We start from the raw sequence: 22508 nt of genomic DNA, 5'->3' as shown, positions 1-22508 counted from the left end.
GTGAGCCCTCTCAGCTGCGACCTCGTTTTTCAAAGCGCGGCAACATCGCGGAGAAATCCAGGCCGCGCCCGTCTTCGTCTTCGACGAACGTGCGGTAGAGCGCCAGCGCTTGTGCGCCCATCGGCGTATCCGCGTCCGCAGAATTGGCGGCATCCTGCGACAGGCCCAGATCCTTGACCATAAGCTCTGCGGCAAATCCGGGCGTGTAGGCATTGTCTGCGGGGCTCTGGGGCCCGATTCCGGGGGCGGGACAATAGGCGTTCATGGACCATGAATAGCCCGAAGAGGTTGAGACAACGTCAAACATCGCCTGCCGATCGAGGCCGAGTTTGTCGGCAAGAGCAAAAGCCTCACAGGTCGCAATCATGGTGACACCGAGGATCATGTTGTTGCAGATCTTTGCGGCTTGCCCGTTGCCCGCGCCGCCGCAATGTACGGTCTTTTGCCCCATCACATCGAGGAGCGGTTGCGCGATGGTAAGTGCGGCCTCTGGCCCACCGACCATAAAGGTCAGCGTCCCGGCAGCCGCGCCGCCAATTCCGCCGGAAACAGGCGCATCCAAGGCCATTTTTCCGGCTTTTTGCGCTTCCTCCGCGACGGCGCGCGCGCTGTCGACATCCACGGTTGAGCAATCCAGCAGGACCGCTCCCTCAGGCATCGCGGGCAGAATGTTTGTGGCGACATCGCGCAGAATAGCGCCATTGGGCAGCATGGTGATCACCACCTCCGCCCCTGCGGCAGCTTCTGTCGCCACCGCGACTGACCGCACGCCGTCTGCCTGCGTGCCCGCCACGTCAAACCCGGTGACATCATGGCCCGCTTTCGCCAGATTGGCCGCCATGGGAGCGCCCATATTGCCCAGCCCGATAAATCCGATTTTCATGGGGTTTCCTCCTCGAATGTCAGCTTGTCTGGCCCGAGTGGCATCAGCATCTGGGATACGGCCAGAGGGGGTACGGCCTCCAAGGGATGCTGCCACTTGGGCGTACGGTCTTTGTCGATGATAGCGGCGCGGATTCCTTCAAGGAAATCAGCGTTTTCCATGGCGCGATGGGTGAAGCGGTATTCCAGCTCAAGCGCCGATCGGATGGTCGCGACGTCGCCGCGCAGGCGATGTGTCATGTCTATGGCGCAGGCCATGGAGAGCGGGGCATTGCGCGCCATCATGGCCAGCGTGGCTTGCGCAAATTCGCTGCCATCTGTCTCTAGATCCTTGAGAATATCGCCCAGCCGCTCGCCTGTGAAGAGGCGGTTAATCTCGGCACGCGCGTTTTGGATGGGGCCGATGGGCGGGGTCAGGGCAGCCGTGTCGATCTGGGTCCAATCGCCGGTGCGCTCCAAGGTTTCGATCAATTCGGGCCACGTATCCTCGGGGATGTAGTAATCGGCAAACCCGGCCAGAATGGCGTCTCCGGGCCCCATCCGCGCGCCAGTTGTGCCGAGGTATTCGCCGAGGCGACCGGGGGCGCGGGCAAGGATGAGGGAGCCTCCCACATCGGGGACCAATCCAATGCCGCATTCCGGCATGGCGATCATGGATGTATCCCCGACAACGCGGTGCGATCCATGACATCCCACGCCGACACCGCCGCCCATGGTGAAGCCTTGCAGGAAAGACGCCACGGGTTTGGGGAACTCGAACAAACGTGCGTTCATCCGGTATTCATCACGCCAGAACCTTTGCCCGTAGGCAAAATCTCCAGCCATTCCAGTATCATACATCTCCTGTATGTCGCCGCCAGCGCAGAAGGCGCGTGTGCCTTCGGCATCGATGACGATCATCTTGACGGTATCATTATACTCCCACGCTTTGAGCGCGGCGTCGATCTGGAGGCACATGTCGTAGGAGAGTGCGTTCAACGCATCGGGTCTCTGTAGCGTGATCCGGCCCGTGGCGCCCGTGATGCGAATAGAGATGTCAGACATAAAAAAGTCTTTCTGTTTCAGTATTTTGCCAGGCGTTCTTATTCCGCAAGAAGATGCCGGGCAACGATAAGGCGCATGATCTCGTTGGTGCCTTCCAGGATTTGATGCACGCGCAGGTCACGGACAAGCTTCTCAATGCCGTAATCCGCCAAATATCCATATCCACCAAAGAGTTGCAGGCAATTGTCGACGACTTTTGATCCCGTTTCCGTGACAAGTTTCTTGGCCATGGCGCAGTGTTTGCCCGCGTCTGGCGCGCCGGTGTCGAGCTTCCATGCAGCTTGACGCAGTAAGACGCGGGCGGCTTGCAGGTCAATCTCCATGTCAGCCAGACGGAATTGCAACGCCTGAAACTGATCGATAGACTTGCCGAAGGCTTCCCGTTCGCTCATGTAGGCGCGGGTGAGGTCCATGGCCTGTTGGGCCGCGCCCAGCGAACAGGCGGCGATATTGAGCCGTCCACCGTCGAGGCCTTCCATCGCGTAGCGGAAACCATGCCCTTCTTCGCCAAGCAAATTCTCTATTGGTGTCAGACAGTTATCCATCTGGACTTGACGCGTCGGTTGCGAGCGCCAGCCCATCTTGTCCTCAAGCCCGCCAAAGCTCAGACCCTCCGATCCGTCGTCCACAAGCAATGCGGAGATGCCTTTTGGGCCATCCTCGCCGGTGCGGGCCATGACGATGTAGGTATCAGAATACCCGCCCCCTGAGATGAAGGCCTTGGTCCCGGTCAGGCGGTATCCTTCGTTTTTTTTCAGTGCCTTGGAGCGCAAAGCTGATGCATCACTTCCAGAGCCGGGCTCCGTCAGGCAATAGGAGAAGACGCGCTCCATCGTGAGTGCGGTAGGAAGATACCTCTCTCGCAACTCTTCTGAGGCGTGTTTGTCCAGCATCTTCGCGCACATGTTGTGGATCGACAGGAACGCCGCCACAGAGGGGCAAGCCATTGACATCGCTTCGAAAACCAAGGTCGCGTCAAGACGGCTGAGACCCGATCCGCCGTTGTCTTCGCTGACGTAGATCCCGGCCAAACCCAGCTCGGCCACCTTTGGCCAAAGCTCCTTCGGAATGGTGCCCGCAGCCTCCCAATCGCGGGCAAAGGGCGCGATATGCTCCTGCCCGAAAGCGTGGGTCATATCGAAAATGGCCTGTTGCTCCTCGCTTAATCCGAAGTCCATCCACGCCTCCCAGCGATTTATTAAACGCGCGTTCAAATACTGGCGCGATGGCGTGGCTTTGACAAGATGAGCGGGGGGCTTTTGTACGATTACCCCTCCAAATCGCACAAAAGCCCTCGCTCAGACCGTTTCGCGCGCGCCCCTTGGTGAGAGTTTGTAAACGCCTCTGTGTTCGGTGCGCTCAAACCATCCATAGTGGTCATCGCGCATGATCGTTGTCGCGCGGGCAATGTCACAGGCGCGCGCCACATCCGCACCCTTGCAGGGGCCGTACTCGGCCAGATGAGCGGCAATGCGCAAGGCGTCCTGGCGATAAGCGGTCACGAGATGGCGCGAGCGATCTGCGCCGCCTTCATTGGGGTCGCCCACACGGGCAGCAAACTCTTTCAGGAGCCGCGCAGTGCGGTGCTTGGATTTGCGCGGGGCATAGGGCGCGGGATCAAGATGGATCTGGGTGTGCCCATCCTTGAGGCGCACTGTGATCAGCCCAAGCCCCAGACGGCGGCAGAGCGCCGTGTTGTCTTTGAGCGACTTCAGGAAGCGTTTGCCGGGATTGTGGGGGACGGCCACATAGACGGCGTCGGTGATCGCTTGCCGGGCGATGGCCTGATGAAAGAGCGCCAGCGCGAAGGAGGTCTTGAGCTCCACGATCACGGGATCTTCCGCGCCGCGAACAGCCACGACATCCGCCGCGCCAATCTCACCTTTGACGTCATAGCCCTGCGCTTCCAACAGGGCCTTCACGGGGCCGTAAAGCTGGGTTTCTTTCACAGGTCCTGTTCGAACTCCGCCATGAGGTGACGCACGACGGCCTCTGGCCCGCCATCGGCGGCGACACGGCGCTGGCGCTCGGCTGAGGTGCCATCCTCGACGATGGTGCGCAGGCGCGTGAGCTCATCCGTGCAGCCCAGATGCTCGGCATCCTCCGAGACCAGCGCGATCAATTCGCCCACGAGATCGGCCATGGGCACGATCTGGCCCGCGCCGAAATCGATCAGCCCCTCGGTTGCGCCGTAGCGCTGCGCGCGCCAGCGGTTTTCCTCGATGAGGAATCGGTCATAAAGCCGCCAGCGCTGGTTGTTGCGGCGCAGCCGCCAGAGCATGCGCGAGAGGCACTGGATCAGCGCGGCCAGCGAGAGCGCGTCTTCCATGCGCGGCTGCACATCCATGATGCGCGTCTCCAGCGTCGGGAATTTGTGCGAGGGGCGCAGATCCCACCAGATCTTCGTGCTGTCCTCGATCACGCCCAGATCGGTCAGCACCCCGACGGAGCGCTGGTACTCATCCCAGGAATTCAGCTGTGGCGGCAGGCCGGTGCGGGGCAGGTTGTCAAAGACGGTCAGGCGGTAGCTCGCGAGCCCGGTGTCCTTGCCCTGCCAGAAGGGCGAGGAGGTCGAGAGCGCCAGAAGATGGGGCAGGAAGTAGCTCAGCTGGCCCATCAGATCAGCGCGCAGCGCGTCATTGGCGAGGCCCACATGCACATGCATGCCGCAGATCAGCATACGCTGGACAACGCCGCCCAGATCGCTGCGCAGCTGGTTGTAGCGCGGCTTGTCGGTGTGGTGCTGATCTTTCCAATCGGCGAAGGGATGACAGGAGGCGGCAATGGGGGCCAGCCCATGGCGGGCGGCCTCGGTGGCGATGGTGCTGCGCAGGTGGCGCAGATCGGCGCGGGCCTCGGCCGCATTGCGGCAGACGCCGGTGCCGATCTCGATCTGACACTCGAGGTATTCCGGGCTGACCTTGCCGTTGAGGCGCGCCTCGCAGGCGGCCATCATCTCTTGCGGGACCTTGGCCAGCGCGAGGCTTGTGCGATCCACGAGGAGGTATTCCTCCTCTATGCCAATTGTGAAATCCGGTTCAGACATGGCTCCACATTACCGCGCTTGCGCAGAAGATCAAATCGGCGGGGTTTGATGGAACGCGCGGCGCTTTGGACGCGCTCAGTAATTGTTGCGCAGGTCGGGCAGGGAGATATTGGCCACTTGCTCGGCGATCGGATCTGTCGCCAGCGGGTGATCATCGACCGAGTAGCTCTCGGGATCGGCCATGCGCTGCCATTCGCCGCCCAGAAACACTTCGAGCCCGGAGAATTTGGCCTTGTAGCCCATCTTGGGGGAGCCGGGGACCCAATAGCCCAGATAGACATAAGGCAGACCGGATTTTCGCGCGATTTCAATATGATCAAGGATCATATGTGTGCCCAGCGAGCGGCGGGGCGCGTCGGGCGTGTAAAAGCTGTAGACCATGGAGAGCCCGTCATCGAGCACGTCGGTCAGGCTCACGGCCGTGAGCGCGCCCTCGGCGTCGGTATATTCCACGAGGCGGGAGCGGATTGGCGTCTCCTCGACCATGGCAGCAAATTCGAACACATCCATATCGGCCATTCCGCCATCGGCGTGACGGCTGTCGAGGTAGCGGCGGAAGAGCTCGTATTGTTCTTCGGTAGCCCAGGGCGAGGTTGCCTTGCGGGTCAGGTCCTGATTGCGCTTGAGCGTCTTGCGTTGGCTGCGCGTGACCTCAAAGCGGGACACGTCGATCCGGGCGGAGAGGCAGGCCGAGCATTCTGAGCAGGATGGCCTGTAGAGCACATTCTGCGAGCGGCGGAAGCCTTGTTTGGACAGACTGTCATTGAGCACGGTCGCGTTGTCGCCCTGCAGCGCGGTAAACAGCTTACGCTCCATCCGGCCCTCAATGTACGGGCAGGGCTGCGGCGCAGTCACATAGAACTGCGGCGCGAGAGGAAGTGTATGGCGCATTACAAGACCGTATTCACAGAAGCATCAGTGATGTAAGACTAGCCAATCGAGGTGGCGGTGCCAACCCTTTGTATCTCTGTGCTTTGGTCGGGTGGGTGATGCCAGTGCGATTTTGCGCTACACGCGGCGGTTGAGCATCACAGTTCCCAGCGCCATGTCTGTGAGGCTTTGGCCGCGATCTGAGGCCATCATCAGAACGATGGATGCAACCTGAACAAGAAATATGCCAATCGAGATCGTATAGCCCAGTGTATGCAGGAACGCGCCGCCCAGCGTCAGCTTGTGGCCCATCGCATCGCGCAGCTCAATGGACATCATGCGCATGCCCAGTGTCGCCGATCCATTGGCGATGGTCACGGTGCGATAGGCAAAGCCGATGACGAGGTAGAAGAAGGGAAAGAAAAACAGAGCGGTGAAGGCCGTGAAGGGCAGGATCACAACGCAGAGCGCCAGAATGAAGATCGTGTCGATGATCCAGGCAATCCCGCGCTTGGGCGTCACGGAGGCGTAGAATTCAGGCTGATAGCTGGGATCGGGCAGGGCGGCGGTGTGCATGGGAGGCTCTGGTCTTGCTGGTGTTGGTTTGCGGAGAGGCCCGGCGCGTGGGAGGGTCGGGCCCCGGTCGTCAGTGTCGGGTCACGCGCGCTCAGGCGCAAGCTCGGTGGGTGTGTCGAGGTCCGTGGCCGAAATGCGCCGGGTCTGGGCATCGTTGGCGCGCGCTTCCATGAACGCGTCGAATTCGGTGGCGTCCTTGGCGGCCCGCAGGCGGGTCACGAAGCCTTCGAATTTCTCCTGTTCCCGCTCCAGTCGGCCCAGCACATCGCTGCGATAGGCATCAAAGCTGGCATTGCCTGAGGAGGCGGTGGTCGTGGTTTCGGGCATTTGCGGCGCAACGTCTTCCACAGAAGCGCTCTCTGGCGCCATGCCCGTCAGGATCGCGGGCAGGCGGGTCCATTGGTAGGCCAGAAACGCCGCCAGCGCGAGACCGAAGAAGAAGGAATTGCCCATGGCCACAACCGAGACGGGGATCGCAAAGCCGGTGTAGAGCACCATGATGACCACCAGAACAAAGCCCGAAACGCCACGCGGCGGACGGGAATGTGCGGAAGTCCTGCGGGATGAATGCGACGTGGACATATCTGTAAATCCTCTTGGCTCTTGTCTCATGGCGCCAGTCGGGCGCGCCTTGGTCGTCGGGCGGGCTCTCCAATCCAAGAGCCCCTGGGGCGTGCGCCCTGCGCAAAAAGCGCAGGGCAGGTGCCGATATCAGGCGTTTTCGTCTTCTTTTTGAGCCGCTTGTTTCTGGGCGGCCTCGGCGCGTTCGTCCATGAACTGGTCAAACTCGGCCTTGTCCTTGGCTTCGCGCAGACGCTCGAGGAAGGATTCGAAATTGTCCTGTTCCTCCTGCAGACGGCGCAGGGTTTCGCTCTTGTAGGCGTCAAAGGCGCTGTTGCCTGAGGGTTTCATAGCACCCCATGCGGCATGGTGGCTATGGCGGCGTGCGCTGCGGCAGCTTCCAGAAAACATACGTTTGCTCCAGATCATGTAGGCCAGAAGGGCGAGGCCAACGGGCCAGAAGAAGATGAACCCAAGGACCATGGCGGCAATCCACGCGCCTTTACCGCGCGCATCCAGCCACATCTCGGCGCGGGCGAACCAGCCGGGGCGGGTCGCGGCGGGGGCGGTTGGGTTGGTGGCGAGGGTTGTCATTGTCTTGGCTCCATCTTGTTTGCGTCGGTTATGTGAATGTCTTTCACATCACCAAGATGGGAGTGTGGCGTGATCTGTGCAAGGGTCAATGTGAATGTTTATTACATTTATTTTATTTAGCAAGTAAAATCAGATGCTTGCGCACCTGTGATTTTCTCAAGCAGAGCGGAGTTTAGTGGGAAAACATGCCGTGGTGTGCCTGCAGCAGCCCAGATTTCGGTAAATTCCAGCAATCTGGGGTCGAGCCAGGCGCGGATGGGAGAGAGATGGCCGATGGGGGCCACGCCGCCAATGGCAAAGCCCGTTTGCGCGCGGATGAGGGCGGCGTCCGCCTTGCCCAGCGCCTCTCCTGCCAATTCGGATGCGCGCACGGGGTCCACCTGATTGCCGCCTGCGGTCAGGAACAAGACGGCCTCGCCACTGCGCGCGCCGCGAAAGATGATCGACTTGGCGATCTGATCGAGATGACAGCCCACGGCATCTGCGGCCTCGGCGGCAGTGCGCGCCTGTCCAACCTCGCGGATGTCGGGCGTCACACCGGCCGCCTCCAGCGCGGCGCGCACGCGTTTGAGGGATTTGCTCATGATTTGTCTCCAAGGTGCGTTGTCAGTATTTTGTCGATCCGCGCTTCAAACCGCGTCAACCGGTCCGGTGCGACCCGCTCCGCGCGGTAGAGCGAGAGATGGGCATAGCGTGCCCCTGGCGCGCAGGCCTTCACCAGCCCCCATTTCAGCGCCCGCGCCACCGGGCGGCGCAGCACCAGCCAGTCGATCCAGGCCGGAGACCCAAGCGTCGTGATGCAGATCACATGGCGCAACCGGTCCAGCCGGGGCCGCAGGGCGCTCAGATCGTCGGCATGGTCATAGGCCACGCCGGGCAGAAAGCTCCGATCGATCCAGCCCTTCAGGATCGCGGGCAGGCCAAACCACCATGTGGGAAAGACGAGGATCAACGCCTCGGCCTCCCGGAGCCCCGCGCGGTCTTCAAAATCTCGCGTGTAATAGCCCGCACGCTCCTGAGCACTGAGCACCGGGTCGAACCCTTCGCCGTAGAGATCGCGCAGATACACGTCATGACCCGCCGCGCGCAGCCGCGTCACGCAACGCTGTGCCAAAGACGCACAGAGCGATGTGCCAAGAGGATGGGCCTGCACCACGATGATCTGCATCTTGTCTCCTTCGCACGGCTCGTCCCGTCGCGTCGCTTCATCTTGCCGGGAAAACTCCCCCCGGAGGGCCGAAAAGACAAGAGCGTCTCCCGCTTGACCTTGATCCGCCCCCGTGGCCATCTGCGCCCATGAACACACTGACAGGCCTGAGCCCCACCCGCATGCCCCGTCCTTTCAACGCCGAGCGCGGGGAGGAGGCCGTGCAGGCCGTCCCCGGGCTGGATGAGACCGCCGCCGCCCTGCTGCGCGGCACGGGCGGGTGTTCGCCCTATCTCAAGGGGCTGATCGACAAGGAGGCGGCCTGGCTGCCCTCTGCCCTTGCCGCGCCCTCCGAGGCGCTTGGCGCGGTATTGGCCGAGGTGCGCGCCATGGGGCCTGAGGGCATCAAGCCTGCGCTGCGACAAGCCAAGCGGCAGGTCGCGTTGCTCACGGCGCTGATGGATCTGGCGGGGATCTGGTCGCTCGAAGAGGTCACCGGCGCGCTCAGTGATTTTGCCGATGCCGCAACCGATGCCGCGCTGCGCTGCGCGCTCCAGCCGCTCATCACACGCGGCAAGCTGCCGGGCAAAACGGAGGCCGATGCCGAGCGCGGCGCGGGCATGGTGGCGCTGGCCATGGGCAAGATGGGGGCGGGGGAGTTGAATTATTCCTCTGATATCGACCTTATTTGCCTCTTTGACGAGACCCAGTTTGACCCCGATGAATTTCACGACGCGCGCGCCACGCTGGTCAAGGCCACGCGCGCCATGTGTGCAACCCTGTCTGACAATACCGGCGACGGCTATGTCTTTCGCACCGATCTGCGCCTGCGGCCCGATCCGGCGGTCACGCCGGTGGTCATGGCGATGGAAGCGGCGGAGCGCTACTACGAGAGCCTCGGGCGCACCTGGGAGCGCGCGGCCTTCATCAAGGCGCGGGCCTGCGCGGGTGACGTGGCGGCGGGCGCGCGGTTCCTCAAGACATTGCGCCCCTTTGTCTGGCGCAGGCATCTGGATTTTGCGGCAATCGAGGACGCCCATGCCATGCGTCTGGCCATCCGCGAGCATAAAGGCACGGGCGGGCCGATCACCTTGCCCGGCCATCACATGAAGCTGGGCCGCGGGGGTATTCGCGAAATCGAATTCTTTACCCAAACGCAGCAGCTGATCATGGGCGGGCGCGACGAAAGCCTGCGCCTGCGCGGCACCGTCGAGGGGTTGCGCCAGTTGGCGGCGCGCGGGCGCATCCCGGAGGCCTTGGCCGAAGAGCTTGTCGACCATTACCGGTTTCACCGGACCGTCGAGCATCGCTTGCAGATGGTCAACGATGCCCAGACCCACACCTTGCCCGTCAATGACGAGGGGTTTGCGCGGCTGGCGGCCATGATGGACCGCGACGTGGCGGATCTCAACGCTGAGCTCCTGGAGCGTTTGGGCGCGGTGCACGGCGCGATTGAAGCCTTCTTTGCGCCGGAGAAACACGAGCGCTCAGAGGCGGCAATCGATGAGGTCCCGCCGGAGATCAGCTCGGAGATCACTGCGCGCTGGCCCACCTATCCCGCGCTGCGCTCGGCCCGTGGGGCTGAGATCTTTGCCCGGATCGAGCCCGATATTCTGCGCCGTCTGTCGCAGACCAGCCATCCCAAGGAAGCGCTCATGGCGTTTGACGGCTTTCTGTCGGGCCTGCCCGCCGGGGTGCAGGTGTTTTCGCTCTTTCAGGCCAACCCTCAGCTGATTGATCTCATCGTGGATATCGCCGGGACATCGCCTGCGCTGGCGCTGCATCTGTCGCGCAATGCCGGCGTCTTTGATGCCGTGATTGGCGGCGATTTCTGGTCGCCCTGGCCGGGGCTCGAGGCGCTGGTGGGGGAGCTGTCTGCGCGGCTGGCAGGCGAAGAGGATTACGAGGCCAAGCTCGACGCGGCCCGGATCTGGTGCAAGGAGGTGCATTTCCGCATAGGCGTGCATCACCTGCGTGGTTTGATTGATGCCGAACGCGCGGGCCACCATTACGCGGAGCTGGCGCAAGCTGTCCTGCGCGGGCTCTGGCCTGTCGTCGTGGCGCAGTTTGAGAGCAAACATGGAGCACCTCCAGGGCGCGGGGCTGTGATCCTTGGCATGGGATCACTGGGCGCCGGGCGGCTGACCTCGCAATCAGACCTTGATCTTATCGTGATCTATGACCCGTTGGAGCAAGACGCCTCAACCGGACCGAGACCGCTGCAAGCCCGGCCCTATTACGCGCGGCTCACGCAGGCTCTGGTCACAGCCCTGAGCGCGCCCATGGCGCAGGGCCGGCTCTACGAGGTCGATATGCGCCTGCGCCCGTCAGGGACCCAAGGGCCCGTCGCCACCTCCTGGGCCAGCTTTAACACCTACCAACGCGAGGAAGCGTGGGTCTGGGAACATCTGGCGCTGACCCGCGCGCGCGCGATGGCTGGGTCAGAGAGCCTTGCGGCTGACATCGAAGACCTGCGCACAGATCTCTTGGGCAAGCGGCCGCGTGAGGACGTCCTCTCGGAAGTGGCCCAGATGCGTGCACGGATCGCGGCGGCCAAGGCCCCGCAGGGGGTGCTTGATGCCAAGATCGGACCAGGTCGCATGCAGGATATCGAACTTCTTGCACAGGCGGGCTCGCTGCTTGCGGGTGAAACCGCGGTGACAACCTCGGCGGGCTTGCAAGCCTGCGCAGCCGTGGGGCTTGTTCCTGACGCCGCGCCGCTGCGCGCCGCTTATGATCTGCAGGCACAGCTCAACATGTCTGCGCGCCTGCTCTCTGACAAACCACTTCAGGAAGATGACATGACCGGCGGCAGCATGGCCTTCATTCTGCGCGAAACGGGTCAAACGACGCTGCAAGACCTCATAGGGTCGCTGGACCATATGCGCGGGCGTGCCGAAGCGGCCATCACAGCGGCACTACCGAAGAGTGAGACATGACCGATCCGCTGGACCCCAAAGGCCTGATCCGCGAAGCCTACAACATAGAAGGCATCACCGATGCGGAATGCCGCTCCATTTTTCTCGATTGGGCGCTGGCATTGCCGCTGGAAGAAGATACGTCAAAAGCCATCTCGGCGCTGCTCGAACGCTACGGCTCCGAGACGCACCCGATGACGCAGGTGCTCAAGGCCGGACAGGCCGGCATGGCCGCCCCGCGCCGCCGTGGCGGATGGCGGGGACGCAGCCGCACAAACTGAGTGATTTCATCTGGCCCAAAATACGCCGGGGAGCGGCAAATGCAATTTGCCGCCGGGGCGGAGCCCCGACTACAAAATCCTGCCGCCGCGATAGCGGCGACATTTGGATCAGGTGGGTTCAGCGAGGCAGGGCAGCGGCTTCGCGCGCCAGCGCTTCGATGCCGGCCCAATCGCCCGCCATCACCTTGTCCTTGGGCGCGACCCATGAGCCCCCAACGCAGAGCGTATTGGCAAGGCCCAGATATTCCCGCGCGTTCTTCAAGGAGACACCGCCCGTGGGGCAAAAGGAGACCTGTGGGATGGGCGCGCCGATGGCCTTGAGAGCCGGGGCGCCGCCATTGGCCTCGGCGGGGAAGAATTTCTGGACCGTGTAGCCGCGCTCCAGCAGGCGCATGGCCTCCGACGCAGTCGCGGTTCCTGGCAGCAATGGCAGGTCTTCATCTTCGCAGGCTTGCAGGAGCCGGTCCGTCGCGCCGGGGGAGACACCAAATTTCGCGCCCGCAGCTTTTGCGGCTTTCACGTCACCCGGGGTCAGAAGCGTGCCTGCGCCGACAATGCCACCGGGGACGTCCGCCATCGCGCGGATCACGTCCAGCGCGGCGGGCGTGCGCAGCGTGACCTCAAGTGCGGGCAGCCCCCCGGCCACGAGCGCCTCGGCCAGCGGGCGGGCATGGGCTGCGTCGTCCACAACAAGGACAGGCACCACAGGGGCGGCCCGGCAGATCTCGGCGGAGCGTTTGGAGGCGTCTTGGGGTGTCATAATCGGGCCTTTCGCTTGGGGTGGGCTGCGGGAGCCTCCGGCGGGAGTTTATTTGGCAAGATGAAGGAGCGGGCGCGATCAGACAACCACGCCAGCGCCGCTGGAGGCCGGGCCCACGGTTTGACGGAAGACCTCGAAAAGCTCGCGGCCCACGCCGTGGCCATTGCCGGACAGATCCGGCGTCGCAGCCGTGCGACTGTCAAAGTCCTCTGCCTTAACCTCCAGAACACCCGCCGTTGCGTCGACGCGCACAAGATCGCCATCGCGCAGTTTTGCCAGCGGTCCGCCGTCGAGCGCTTCGGGGCTCACGTGGATCGCGGAGGGCACTTTGCCGGAGGCGCCGGACATCCGGCCATCGGTCACAAGGGCCACCTTGAGACCCCGGTCTTGCAGGACAGCCAGCGTGGGCGTCAGGGAGTGTAACTCGGGCATGCCATTGGCCTTGGGGCCCTGGAAGCGCACGACGACGACCGTATCCGAGGTGAACTCTCCGGCCTTGAAGGCCTCTTTGACGGCCTCTTGTGTCTCGAAAATGCGGGCGGGGGCCTCGACGACATGGCGCTCCGGGGCGACGGCGGAAATTTTCATCATGCCGTGACCCAGATTGCCTGCCATCTGGCGCAGGCCGCCCGTAGGTTGGAACGGATCGGTTGCGGGGCGCAGGATGCGATCGTTCTGGCTCTCGCGGGGGCCCGGGGCCCAGGCCACGGTGCCATCCTTGAGGGTCGGCTCGGAGGCATAGGCGGAGAGGCCCTTGCCCGAGACGGTCGTCACATCCTCATGCAGCAGGCCTGCGTCGAGCAGATCACCGATCATGTAGGCCAGACCGCCTGCGGCGTGGAAATGGTTCACGTCTGCCAGACCATTGGGATAGACCTTGGCCATCAGTGGCACCACCGACGAGATGGCGTCGAAATCCTCCAGCGTGATGTCGACGCCCGCCGCGCGCGCCATGGCCGGCAGGTGCAACACGAGGTTTGTGGATCCGCCTGTCGCCATCAGGCCCACCATGGCATTCACAAAGGCGCGCTCATCGAGCACATCGCAGACCGGTGTATATTCATTGCCCAGCGCGGTGATGCACACGGCGCGCTGCGCGGCATATTCCGTGAGCGCCTCTCGCAGGGGCGTGCCGGGATTGACGAAGGACGTCCCGGGCAGGTGCAGCCCCATGAATTCCATCAGCATCTGATTGGAGTTCGCAGTGCCGTAGAAGGTACACGTCCCCGGGCCGTGGTAGGAGGCCATTTCGGCCTTCATCAACTCGTCGCGGCCAATCTCGCCTGCGGCGAATTTCTGGCGGACCTTGGCTTTCTCGTCATTGGGCAGACCCGAGGTCATGGGGCCTGCGGGAATGAACAGACCGGGGATATAGCCGAACGTGCCTGCGGCAATGATGAGGCCCGGGACGATCTTGTCACAAACGCCAAGATAGACCGCGGCATCATAAGTGTTGTGCGACAGTGCCACACCGGCGGCCAGCGCGATCACATCGCGGGAGAAGAGCGACAGCTCCATACCGACCTGGCCTTGCGTGACCCCGTCACACATTGCGGGAACGCCGCCTGCGACCTGGGCTGTCGCGCCAACTTTGCGCACCGCTGCGCGGATCACGTCCGGATAGCCTTCAAAGGGTTGATGGGCCGAGAGCATGTCGTTGTAGGCGGTCACGATGCCCAGATTGGGCGAGCGTTCGTCTGTCAGCGTGTTCTTGTCGCCTCCCATGGCGGCGTAGGCATGGGCCTGGTTGCCGCAGGTCAGATGGGCGCGGCGCGGGCCCTCAGCGGCGGCTTGGCGCATGCGCTCGAGATAAGTTCTGCGGCGCGGGGCCGAGCGGTCAATGATCCGGGCGGTGACATCTTCGATAAGGGGATGCAGGGGCATGTGGCTCTCGTTTGGCTACAAATCGATCATGAGGCGCTGTTAGCGCTAACTTGTGCGCTTGATACGGCGAGAGCCGGGCGCTGACAAGCCTTTCTTTTAGGCAAGAGTGACGCGCTTTGCGTAGCGATTTGCGGCGCACTGTACCGCACTGTGCCGAACCTTTGGCGCGAAAGCTCCTTGGAGCTGTCCAATTCCCGCCCAGATTGCGCTCTAGCATTAAGGTTAACGCCGCGCGGGTTGTGCGGCCCAGCCAAGGAGGCGACATGATGATGTTTACCCGTTTTTGCGCCCTCGCACTCGTTGCGCTCGGATTGAGCGCTTGTGCCCAACCCGATACCGCCATGCGCAATGCCGCATTTGAGCCCCCCCTGAGCGCACCGCTCACGGCGCCTGCGGACCGGCTCGGCGCGTTTCACATCATAGCGACAAATGTCACCGTTCCGCGCTCTTTGCGCGTCTCGGAGGCCAACCGGTATTATCCCAGCGGGGATATCGTCTGGCGCGAAGATCCCATTGGCAACCGCCATGATCAGGTCGCGCAGATTTTCAAACAGGGCGTGGCTCTGGGAGAGCCTTCGGTCATTGGCGAGCGTCCGGTTGTACTGAATGTGCAGGTCACGCGCTTTCATGCGATTACCGAAAAGGCGCGTTACACGGTCGGCGGCGTGCATGACATTGACTTCATATGGTGGCTGAGCGAGCCAAGCACCGGTGGTCGCCTGACTGAGCCCAAGCTGGTCGATGCCAATCTCGATGCGCTTGGCGGCCGGGCGGCAGTTGCGGCAGAAAACCGGGGCGTGACGCAGAAATACCGGATCACCCACCATCTGGCGCGGGTCATCGTGACGGAGCTTCTGACCAAGGATGGTTGGGTCACTGCGAATTACGGCTTCTTTGATCTCGTCAACGAGCTCTGAGCCAGAAAGACGCCCCTTTCTAAACCCCGGGACAGAGACTAAGAGAGCGCCATGACAGCGCTCTCTTTTCCTATTGTGCGACTGCGTCCCAAAACGGATGCGCGCAAGATCCGCCATGGCAGCCCTTGGGTGTTTGACAATGAACTGGTCATGGACCGGCGGACAAAGGCCATTGCGCCGGGCACGATTGCGCTCCTGGAAGACGGCGCACGCGAACCTCTTGGCCTTGTTGCGGTCAATTGCGCCAGCCGCATTGTCGCGCGGATGTTGGACCGCGATCCAAACGCCACGATTGACGTGGACTGGATCCATGCCCGGCTCGCGCGCGCGCTCGCCATGAGGGCGCGGATTTATGACGCGCCTTATTACCGGCTGGTTCATGCTGAAGGCGATGGTTTGCCGGGCGTCGTCATCGACCGTTTTGACGACAGTGTTGTCTTTCAGCCCAACGCGGCTTGGACGGAGACGCTCAAGGCAGAGTTTGCCGAGGCGCTCTTGCGGCTTGAGGGCGTGACCCATGTGCTAAAGAATGCAAGCGGGCGGGCGCGGGTCCTTGAAGGGCTCGACGATAGCGCGGAAGTCCTTGCGGGGGGGGCACCGGACGGGCCGGTGCCGGTGCCTATGAACGGGGCGACCTATCTTGCCGATCTCACAGGTGGGCAGAAGACAGGATTGTTCTTTGACCAGCGCCCGAACCACGCCTTTGCCGCGCAGCTGGCGCCGGGCGCGCGGGTTTTGGATGTGTTCTCCCATGTGGGTGGCTTTGGTCTGGCCGCGCTGGCCGCGGGCGCAGCGGCGGTCACTTGTGTGGATGGTTCGGCCCCCGCGCTGGCGCTGGCTGAAGGCGGCGCTGCGGCGATGGGGCAGGGGGACCGCCTGTCGGTGCGCTGTGGCAATGCCAATGCCCAGATGGAAGCGCTCGCTGCGGAGGGGGCGCTATTTGATCTGGTGGTCTGCGACCCGCCTGCCTATGCACCGAAGAAATCTGCTCTGGAAAAGGGGCTGCGCGCCTATGAGCGTGTGGCAATGCTGGCGGCACCGCTGGTCGCGGAGGGCGGGTATCTGGTGCTGTGTTCGTGCTCGCACGCAGCCGATCTGAGCCGGTTTCGCGCAGCCTGTAGCCGGGGCATCGGGCGCGCTTTGGCAGGGTCTGGCCGCACAGCTCAGCTCATTCACACAGGTTTTGCCGGCCCCGATCACCCGATGCTGCCGCAACTGGCGGAATCGGGCTATCTCAAAGCGCTGTTCTACCGGCTATGAAACTGCTGCTTGATGCCTGCGTCCTCTACCCGACCGTGATGCGGGAGGTCTTGATGGGTGCGGCACACGCGGGGTTTTTCACGCCTCTCTGGTCCGCGCGTATTCTGGAGGAATGGCGCCGCGCGGCGCTCAAGCTGGGCCCTGAGGGGGCGGCGCAGGCGGAGGGCGAGATTGCCTTGTTGCAATCGCAATGGCCTCAGGCTTGCGTGGCCTGGCCCCCGTCTCTCGAAGCGCGGCTCTGGCTGCCCGATCCCAATGACGTGCATGTGCTGGCGGCGGCGATTGCATCCAGCGCAGACGGGATCGTGACGATGAATGCCAAGGATTTTCCGCGCCATATGCTGGCTGAAGAGGGCCTGTCGCGCAATGATCCCGATGCTCTGCTGCATGGGTTCTGGCAGGCAGACCCCGAGGCTGTCGCGGGCATTTGTGAAGAGATACGTCTGACGGCGGAGCGGTTGTCCGGGCAGGCGTGGGCCATGCGCAAGTTGATGAAGAAGGCGCGCTTGCCGCGGTTGGGCAAGGCGCTGGGGTAGGAGGCGCGTGTTCGATCTCACCCATGCCCGGTGCGCGGCGCAGCCGCAGGGCGGTGCCTGCCCGTCCCGGCGGGCTGGCGCCATGGTGACGCTGGCGAAAGGCTCATTCCGCGCAATGACTTGGCTGAGATAAAGCGCAGATACCGTGGCGATGTCGCGCCACCCCACGGGCAGGCATCGCTCTGCTCATGTCTTTCTGACCTGCGCGCTCGTGGTTGAGCGCGGTTATGACCAGCGGGCAAGCGTGCGTTGGGTTTCTATCTGGGGACGCAGGGCGGCGCCTGCCCGTGGGGTGGTGCTGCGGCCTCTGTTCTCCGCGATTTATCCCAACCAAGTCATTGCATCAGCCCATCGTCGCGCTGACGTTACCAAGGCACCAGCCCGCCGGGACGGGCAGGTGCCGCCCTGCGGCTGCGCCGCGCACCGGGCTGGTGTGAGTTGAAAAAGCCTACCGCCCGCCGCGCGCCATGAAGGCCAGCCGCTCGAACAAATGCACATCCTGTTCATTCTTGAGCAGAGCGCCGTGCAGCTTGGGCAGGGCATTGGCGCCCTCGCGCTTGAGGTCCTCCGGCGTCAGATCCTCCGCCAGCAGCAGCTTGAGCCAATCGAGCACTTCCGACGTCGAGGGCTTCTTCTTGAGGCCCGGTTGCTCGCGCAACTCATAGAATTGCGTGAGGGCGGCGGTCAGCAGCTCGCCCTTGATGCCCGGATGATGCACTTCGACGATCTTGCGCATCGTCTCGGCATCGGGAAAGCGGATGTAGTGAAAGAAGCAGCGCCGCAGGAAAGCATCAGGCAGCTCCTTTTCATTGTTCGAGGTGATAATGACAATTGGACGGATTTTTGCGCTGATCGTCTCGCCAGTCTCGTAGACATGGAATTCCATCCGGTCGAGCTCTTGCAACAGATCATTGGGAAACTCGATATCGGCCTTGTCCACCTCATCAATGAGCAGCACGACTTTCTGGTCCGCCTCAAACGCCTGCCAGAGCTTGCCCTTGCGGATGTAATTCTTGACGTCATTGACCCGCGCATCGCCCAGCTGGCTGTCGCGCAGACGGCTGACTGCGTCATATTCATAAAGGCCTTGCTGGGCGCGCGTGGTCGATTTGATGTTCCATTCGATCATCTCGCAGCCCAGAGATGCGGCCACCTGACGGGCCAGTTCCGTCTTGCCGGTGCCGGGCTCGCCCTTGACCAGCAGGGGACGTTCCAGCGTGACGGCGGCATTGACCGCCATGGTCAGATCGTCGGTCGCGACATAGCTCTCTGTGCCCTGAAACTGCATGTTCTTTTCCTTGCGCTACATCATGGCACGCGCCGCGCCACGGGTCTAAAATCAGGACTTAGCTTCCGCTTTGTGTAGTGACAAGGTGCGCCGATACCGCTAGAGCGTGCGGCAGGGGTAGCAGGGGCTGAAAAGGAGAGATTCATGACAGCCTCTAAGCGAGAAGAGGGAAACGCCATGAAACAAGAAGTGTTTCTGCCGGATGATTATCGTCCCGCCGAGGACGAGCCTTTCATGAACGAACGGCAGACGGAATATTTCCGCCGCAAACTGATCGATTGGAAGAACGATCTTATGGCCGATAGCCGCGACACGATCGAGGGCTTGCAGGAAGGCACGCGCAACATCCCCGATGTTGCCGACCGCGCCTCCGAGGAAACAGATCGCGCGCTGGAGCTGCGCACGCGGGATCGTGCGCGCAAGCTGGTCTCCAAGATCAACGCCGCGCTGCGCCGGATCGACGAGGGAGAATACGGGTATTGCGAAGTGACAGGGGAGCCGATTTCGCTCAAACGCCTGGACGCCCGCCCCATCGCCACGATGAGCCTCGAAGCGCAGGAGCGCCATGAGCGGCGCGAAAAAGTGCATCGCGACGATTGATCAAGGCTGCGCCGTTGGCGCGCAGATGCGACGATTTACCGAAACCGCCGGGGCTTCTTCCCCGGCGGTTTTGCGTTTAGCTAAAGCGTATGATTTTGGGACAAAAGATAACCGTTCTGGGCGCAGGTATTGGTGGGCTGAGCGCTGCATTGGCGCTCGCGCAGCGCGGCGCGCAGGTCACGGTGCTGGAGCAGGCGGAAGCCATCACAGAGGTGGGGGCGGGCATTCAGGTCAGTCCCAATGGCGCGCGGGTCCTCGAAGCGCTTGGCGTGGCAGACAGGCTGGCTGCGCGCTCGGTCACAGGGCGCGCCGTTGTTCTGCGCGACGGGCTCTCGGGGCAGGATGTGGCCAAGCTGGATTTGACCCAATTGCCCGCGCACCAGCGTTATCTCTTTGTCCATCGGGCTGACATTGTTGACGTTCTGGCGGACGCCGTACGCGCCGCCGGTGTGACGATCAAGCTGTTGCAAAAGGTCGTTGATGCGCAGGCGGATGGGACCGTGCATCTGGCGACAGGCGCGCAGCACAAGGCTGACCTTGTCGTGGCCGCCGACGGGCTGCATTCGCGGATGCGCCCCGCCCTTAACGGCACGGCAGAGCCATTTTTCACAGGCCAGGTCGCGTGGCGCTGTCTGGTGCCCAATGTCATCGGGCATCCGATGCACGCGCGCGTGCACATGGGCCCGGGGCGGCATTTGGTGAGCTACCCGCTGCGCGATGGCAAGATGGTCAACATCGTGGCGGTGGAAGAGCGCAAACTCTGGGCGGAGGAGGGGTGGTTTCATGAAGATGACCCGCAAAACCTCAAGGCCGCGTTTGCAGAGTTTGATCCCGAGGTGCACCTTTTGCTGAACGCCACAGAGAAGGTCTTTCTCTGGGGGCTCTACCGCCACCCGGTGGCCACGCGCTGGACCGATGGGCAGGGGCGCGTCGCACTACTCGGGGATGCCGCCCATCCCACGCTGCCGTTCCTGGCCCAGGGAGCCAATATGGCGTTGGAAGATGCCTGGGTGCTGGCCGATTGCCTGAGCCAGCATGACGGCACCGCTGCCGCGCTGGCCGCGTATGAGCTGCAACGCAAGCCGCGGGTGAGCCGCGTGATCGAGGCGGCCAATGCCAACGCTTGGAAATACCATCTGCGCCGCGGCCCGGTCCGTCTCGCGGCGCATCTGGGCATGCGCACGCTCTCGCGCATGGCGCCCGGGCGCTTGCTGCACCAGTTCGATTGGCTCTATGCCCATGACGTGACGCAAGCGAGCACGCCCGGCAGGGGCTCTGCCTCAGTAGTCTAAACGGACGCGCGTCTCCCCCGGATATTTAAGCAAGAGGAAGACAGTGGCGTGCGCCTCGTCCTCTTGCTTAAAAACTCCCCGCCTGAGGCATCCGGCTTTTGCCCCTTGCGTATCGCCTGGAAACTGCGTAATGGCTCGCGCATTCAATCCGCAGACGGGGCGGGCGTTCGGGGGAGACATCCCCGATCTTCCACCGGTTGGTCAGTTGACCCATCCCCGTCGAGGCGCAAACCGGAAAGGTAGATAGCATGGCTCTTCCAGAGTTCACCATGCGTCAGCTGCTCGAAGCTGGCGTTCACTTCGGCCACCAGACACAGCGTTGGAACCCCCGCATGGGTGAGTTCATCTATGGCAGCCGCAATGGCATCCACATCATGGACCTCACACAGACCGTCCCGATGCTGGACGCGGCGCTCAATGCAATCCGCGAAACCGTTGCCAAGGGCGGCCGCGTGCTCTTCGTGGGCACCAAGCGCCAGGCCGCGCAGCCCGTGGCCGATGCCGCAGAGCGTTGCGCGCAGTATTACATGAACCACCGTTGGCTCGGCGGCACGCTGACCAACTGGAAAACCGTGTCCCAGTCCATCAACCGTCTCAAGCAGATTGACGAAAAGATGGAAACCGGCGGCGACGGCCTGACCAAGAAAGAGCGCCTCAACATGGAGCGCGATCAGGGCAAATTGCAGGCCTCCTTGGGCGGGATCCGCGAGATGGGTGGCACGCCTGATCTGCTTTTCGTCATCGACGTCAAGAAAGAAGCGCTGGCCGTGGCGGAAGCCAACAAGCTGGGCATCCCCGTTGTAGCCATTGTGGATACAAACTGCTCGCCCGATGGCGTGGATTTTGTGATCCCCGGCAATGACGACGCGGCCCGTGCGATCTCGCTCTACTGCGATCTGGCGGCCCGTGCAGCGCTTGACGGCATGTCCGCGCAGCTTGGCGCGGCAGGTGTGGATCTTGGCGCCATGGAAGAAGCCCCTGCAGAGGAAGCTGTCGCCGAGGCCGAAGCGCCTGCGGCAGAAGGCGCACCTGCAGAAGGCTGAGGCCTGAGCCCAACCGGGCAGACCATTCGATAAAAAGGACGGCGCCGTCGTGGTGCCGCCTGAAACCCCTTTTTCGATGAGGAGAGCCGATATGGCCATCACTGCATCCCAGGTGAAAGAACTGCGCGAGATGACCGGCGCAGGCATGATGGACGCCAAGAAGGCGCTGACAGAAACCGACGGTGACATGGAAGCTGCAATCGACTGGTTGCGCACCAAAGGTCTGGCGAAAGCCGCCAAGAAATCCGGCCGTACAGCCGCAGAGGGCCTTGTGGCCGTCTCCGTTGACGGCGGCACGGGCGTTGCCGTGGAAGTGAATTCCGAGACGGACTTCGTGGCCAAGAACGCGGAGTTCCAGGAGATGGTCTCCGGTATCGCCGGTGCGGCCATGGGCGCTGCGGATGTCGAGGCTCTGGCCGCGGCAGATCTGGGCGGCAAGAGCGTTGCTGACACGATCACCGACAAGATCGCCACTGTTGGCGAGAACATGTCGCTGCGCCGTATGGCCAAGATCGAAGGCGCGCAGGTTGTCTCTTATGTGCACAACGCCGCCGCGCCCGGCATGGGCCAGATCGGTGTGCTTGTGGCACTTTCGGGCGACAACGAAGCCTTCGGCAAGCAGGTCGCCATGCATATCGCGGCCTCCAACCCGGCATCGCTCTCTGAGGATGATCTCGATCCCACAGTTGTGGAGCGCGAGCGTCAGGTGCAGATCGATATTGCCAAGGAATCCGGCAAGCCCGAAGCTGTGATCGAGAAGATGATCGTTGGCCGCATGAAGAAGTTCATGGCCGAAGTCACGCTTCTCAACCAAGCCTTTGTAATTGACCCCGACAAGACAGTTGCCGCCGCCGCGAAAGATGCAGGCGTCGATGTCGTTGGCTTTGTCCGCATGGCGGTCGGTGAAGGCATCGAGAAAAAAGAAGAAGACTTCGCAGCCGAAGTGGCCAAAGCCGTTCAGGGCTAAACCCCACGCGCAGGCGATTGGTACGAAAAAAGACGGCGTCAG

At 62.7% G+C, this 22508-nt stretch carries 23 protein-coding genes; 9 read left to right on the top strand and 14 right to left on the bottom strand.

What is annotated here, in order from left to right; translation table 11 throughout:
• Positions 1-10: 10 nt before the first annotated feature.
• The 11 genes from mmsB to ACP15S_RS08015 all read right to left on the bottom strand — a co-directional run bounded on the left by mmsB (position 11) and on the right by ACP15S_RS08015 (position 8741).
• Positions 11-883 (bottom strand): 3-hydroxyisobutyrate dehydrogenase, encoded by an 873-nt coding sequence (gene mmsB, locus ACP15S_RS08065; RefSeq protein ID WP_425039055.1) that lies wholly within the window; start codon positions 881-883, stop codon positions 11-13.
• On the bottom strand, positions 880-1926 hold the full coding sequence (locus ACP15S_RS08060) for an enoyl-CoA hydratase/isomerase family protein (RefSeq protein ID WP_425039054.1): 1047 nt from the start codon (positions 1924-1926) through the stop codon (positions 880-882). The genes mmsB and ACP15S_RS08060 overlap by 4 nt, the downstream gene beginning before the upstream one ends.
• Positions 1927-1964: 38 nt before the next feature.
• Entirely contained in the window at positions 1965-3104 is a 1140-nt protein-coding gene (locus ACP15S_RS08055; protein ID WP_425039053.1) for an acyl-CoA dehydrogenase family protein, read from the bottom strand.
• A 120-nt stretch (positions 3105-3224) separates the two neighbouring features.
• The gene (locus ACP15S_RS08050) at positions 3225-3875 is read right to left on the bottom strand and encodes a DUF2161 domain-containing phosphodiesterase (protein WP_425039052.1); all 651 of its coding nucleotides are present in this window, start codon (positions 3873-3875) and stop codon (positions 3225-3227) included.
• Positions 3872-4972, bottom strand: a complete 1101-nt coding sequence (locus ACP15S_RS08045) for a carboxylate-amine ligase (protein WP_425039051.1) — start codon at positions 4970-4972, stop codon at positions 3872-3874. The genes ACP15S_RS08050 and ACP15S_RS08045 overlap by 4 nt, the downstream gene beginning before the upstream one ends.
• A 75-nt stretch (positions 4973-5047) precedes the next feature.
• Positions 5048-5863, bottom strand: a complete 816-nt coding sequence (locus ACP15S_RS08040) for an arginyltransferase (protein ID WP_425039050.1) — start codon at positions 5861-5863, stop codon at positions 5048-5050.
• Between the two features lie 117 nt (positions 5864-5980).
• A complete protein-coding gene (locus ACP15S_RS08035; protein WP_425039049.1) occupies positions 5981-6418 on the bottom strand; it encodes an RDD family protein in 438 nt (145 codons plus the stop codon).
• Positions 6419-6499: 81 nt separating this feature from the next.
• Complete coding sequence (locus ACP15S_RS08030; RefSeq protein ID WP_425039048.1) at positions 6500-7000, bottom strand: DUF2852 domain-containing protein; 501 nt, start codon at positions 6998-7000, stop codon at positions 6500-6502.
• A gap of 129 nt (positions 7001-7129) precedes the next feature.
• Positions 7130-7573: a DUF2852 domain-containing protein gene (locus tag ACP15S_RS08025; RefSeq protein WP_425039047.1), complete on the bottom strand. Its 444-nt coding sequence runs from the start codon at positions 7571-7573 to the stop codon at positions 7130-7132.
• Positions 7574-7689: 116 nt separating this feature from the next.
• Positions 7690-8157 carry a YbaK/EbsC family protein gene (locus ACP15S_RS08020; protein ID WP_425039046.1) on the bottom strand — a complete coding sequence of 156 codons (468 nt, stop codon included), beginning with the start codon at positions 8155-8157 and terminating at the stop codon, positions 7690-7692.
• A complete protein-coding gene (locus tag ACP15S_RS08015) occupies positions 8154-8741 on the bottom strand; it encodes an NAD(P)H-dependent oxidoreductase (protein ID WP_425039045.1) in 588 nt (195 codons plus the stop codon). Before ACP15S_RS08015 ends, ACP15S_RS08020 begins: the two co-directional genes overlap by 4 nt.
• Before the next feature lie 128 nt (positions 8742-8869).
• Here ACP15S_RS08015 and ACP15S_RS08010 point away from each other — a divergent pair, with 128 nt between their 5' ends.
• Positions 8870-11659: a glutamine-synthetase adenylyltransferase gene (locus ACP15S_RS08010; protein WP_425039044.1), complete on the top strand. Its 2790-nt coding sequence runs from the start codon at positions 8870-8872 to the stop codon at positions 11657-11659.
• A complete protein-coding gene (locus ACP15S_RS08005; protein ID WP_425039043.1) occupies positions 11656-11919 on the top strand; it encodes a hypothetical protein in 264 nt (87 codons plus the stop codon). Before ACP15S_RS08010 ends, ACP15S_RS08005 begins: the two co-directional genes overlap by 4 nt.
• 118 nt (positions 11920-12037) lie before the next feature.
• On the opposite strand, the gene eda is transcribed toward ACP15S_RS08005, so the two are convergent.
• The gene (eda, locus tag ACP15S_RS08000) at positions 12038-12679 is read right to left on the bottom strand and encodes a bifunctional 4-hydroxy-2-oxoglutarate aldolase/2-dehydro-3-deoxy-phosphogluconate aldolase (protein WP_425039042.1); all 642 of its coding nucleotides are present in this window, start codon (positions 12677-12679) and stop codon (positions 12038-12040) included.
• A gap of 78 nt (positions 12680-12757) precedes the next feature.
• Positions 12758-14563 carry a phosphogluconate dehydratase gene (gene edd, locus ACP15S_RS07995; protein ID WP_425039041.1) on the bottom strand — a complete coding sequence of 602 codons (1806 nt, stop codon included), beginning with the start codon at positions 14561-14563 and terminating at the stop codon, positions 12758-12760.
• A gap of 263 nt (positions 14564-14826) precedes the next feature.
• Here edd and ACP15S_RS07990 point away from each other — a divergent pair, with 263 nt between their 5' ends.
• Genes ACP15S_RS07990 through ACP15S_RS07980 form a run of 3 tightly spaced genes read left to right on the top strand, consistent with a single transcriptional unit; the run spans position 14827 to position 17276 of the window.
• Entirely contained in the window at positions 14827-15480 is a 654-nt protein-coding gene (locus tag ACP15S_RS07990) for a DUF6778 family protein (RefSeq protein WP_425039040.1), read from the top strand.
• Positions 15481-15531: 51 nt separating this feature from the next.
• Entirely contained in the window at positions 15532-16740 is a 1209-nt protein-coding gene (locus ACP15S_RS07985) for an RSP_2647 family RNA methyltransferase (protein ID WP_425039039.1), read from the top strand.
• Positions 16737-17276, top strand: coding sequence for an RSP_2648 family PIN domain-containing protein (locus ACP15S_RS07980; protein ID WP_425039038.1), 540 nt, complete (start codon positions 16737-16739; stop codon positions 17274-17276). The genes ACP15S_RS07985 and ACP15S_RS07980 overlap by 4 nt, the downstream gene beginning before the upstream one ends.
• Before the next feature lie 448 nt (positions 17277-17724).
• Here the strand turns inward: ACP15S_RS07980 and ACP15S_RS07975 are convergent, their stop codons facing one another.
• Positions 17725-18564 carry an AAA family ATPase gene (locus ACP15S_RS07975; RefSeq protein ID WP_425039037.1) on the bottom strand — a complete coding sequence of 280 codons (840 nt, stop codon included), beginning with the start codon at positions 18562-18564 and terminating at the stop codon, positions 17725-17727.
• 177 nt (positions 18565-18741) lie between these two features.
• Here ACP15S_RS07975 and dksA point away from each other — a divergent pair, with 177 nt between their 5' ends.
• From dksA to tsf, 4 genes are all read left to right on the top strand, one after another.
• Positions 18742-19164: an RNA polymerase-binding protein DksA gene (gene dksA, locus ACP15S_RS07970; protein WP_425039036.1), complete on the top strand. Its 423-nt coding sequence runs from the start codon at positions 18742-18744 to the stop codon at positions 19162-19164.
• 89 nt (positions 19165-19253) lie between these two features.
• Positions 19254-20456 carry an FAD-dependent monooxygenase gene (locus tag ACP15S_RS07965; protein WP_425039035.1) on the top strand — a complete coding sequence of 401 codons (1203 nt, stop codon included), beginning with the start codon at positions 19254-19256 and terminating at the stop codon, positions 20454-20456.
• Positions 20457-20704: 248 nt separating this feature from the next.
• Positions 20705-21499, top strand: coding sequence for a 30S ribosomal protein S2 (gene rpsB, locus ACP15S_RS07960; RefSeq protein ID WP_425039034.1), 795 nt, complete (start codon positions 20705-20707; stop codon positions 21497-21499).
• 91 nt (positions 21500-21590) lie between these two features.
• A complete protein-coding gene (gene tsf, locus ACP15S_RS07955; protein ID WP_425039033.1) occupies positions 21591-22466 on the top strand; it encodes a translation elongation factor Ts in 876 nt (291 codons plus the stop codon).
• Positions 22467-22508 lie beyond the last annotated feature (42 nt).

Source organism: Primorskyibacter sp. S187A (genome assembly GCF_049800955.1).
Taxonomy (GTDB): domain Bacteria; phylum Pseudomonadota; class Alphaproteobacteria; order Rhodobacterales; family Rhodobacteraceae; genus JAKVBH01.
Note: the sequence above shows the minus strand (reverse complement) of the source record. Positions and strands in the feature narration are given on the sequence as shown.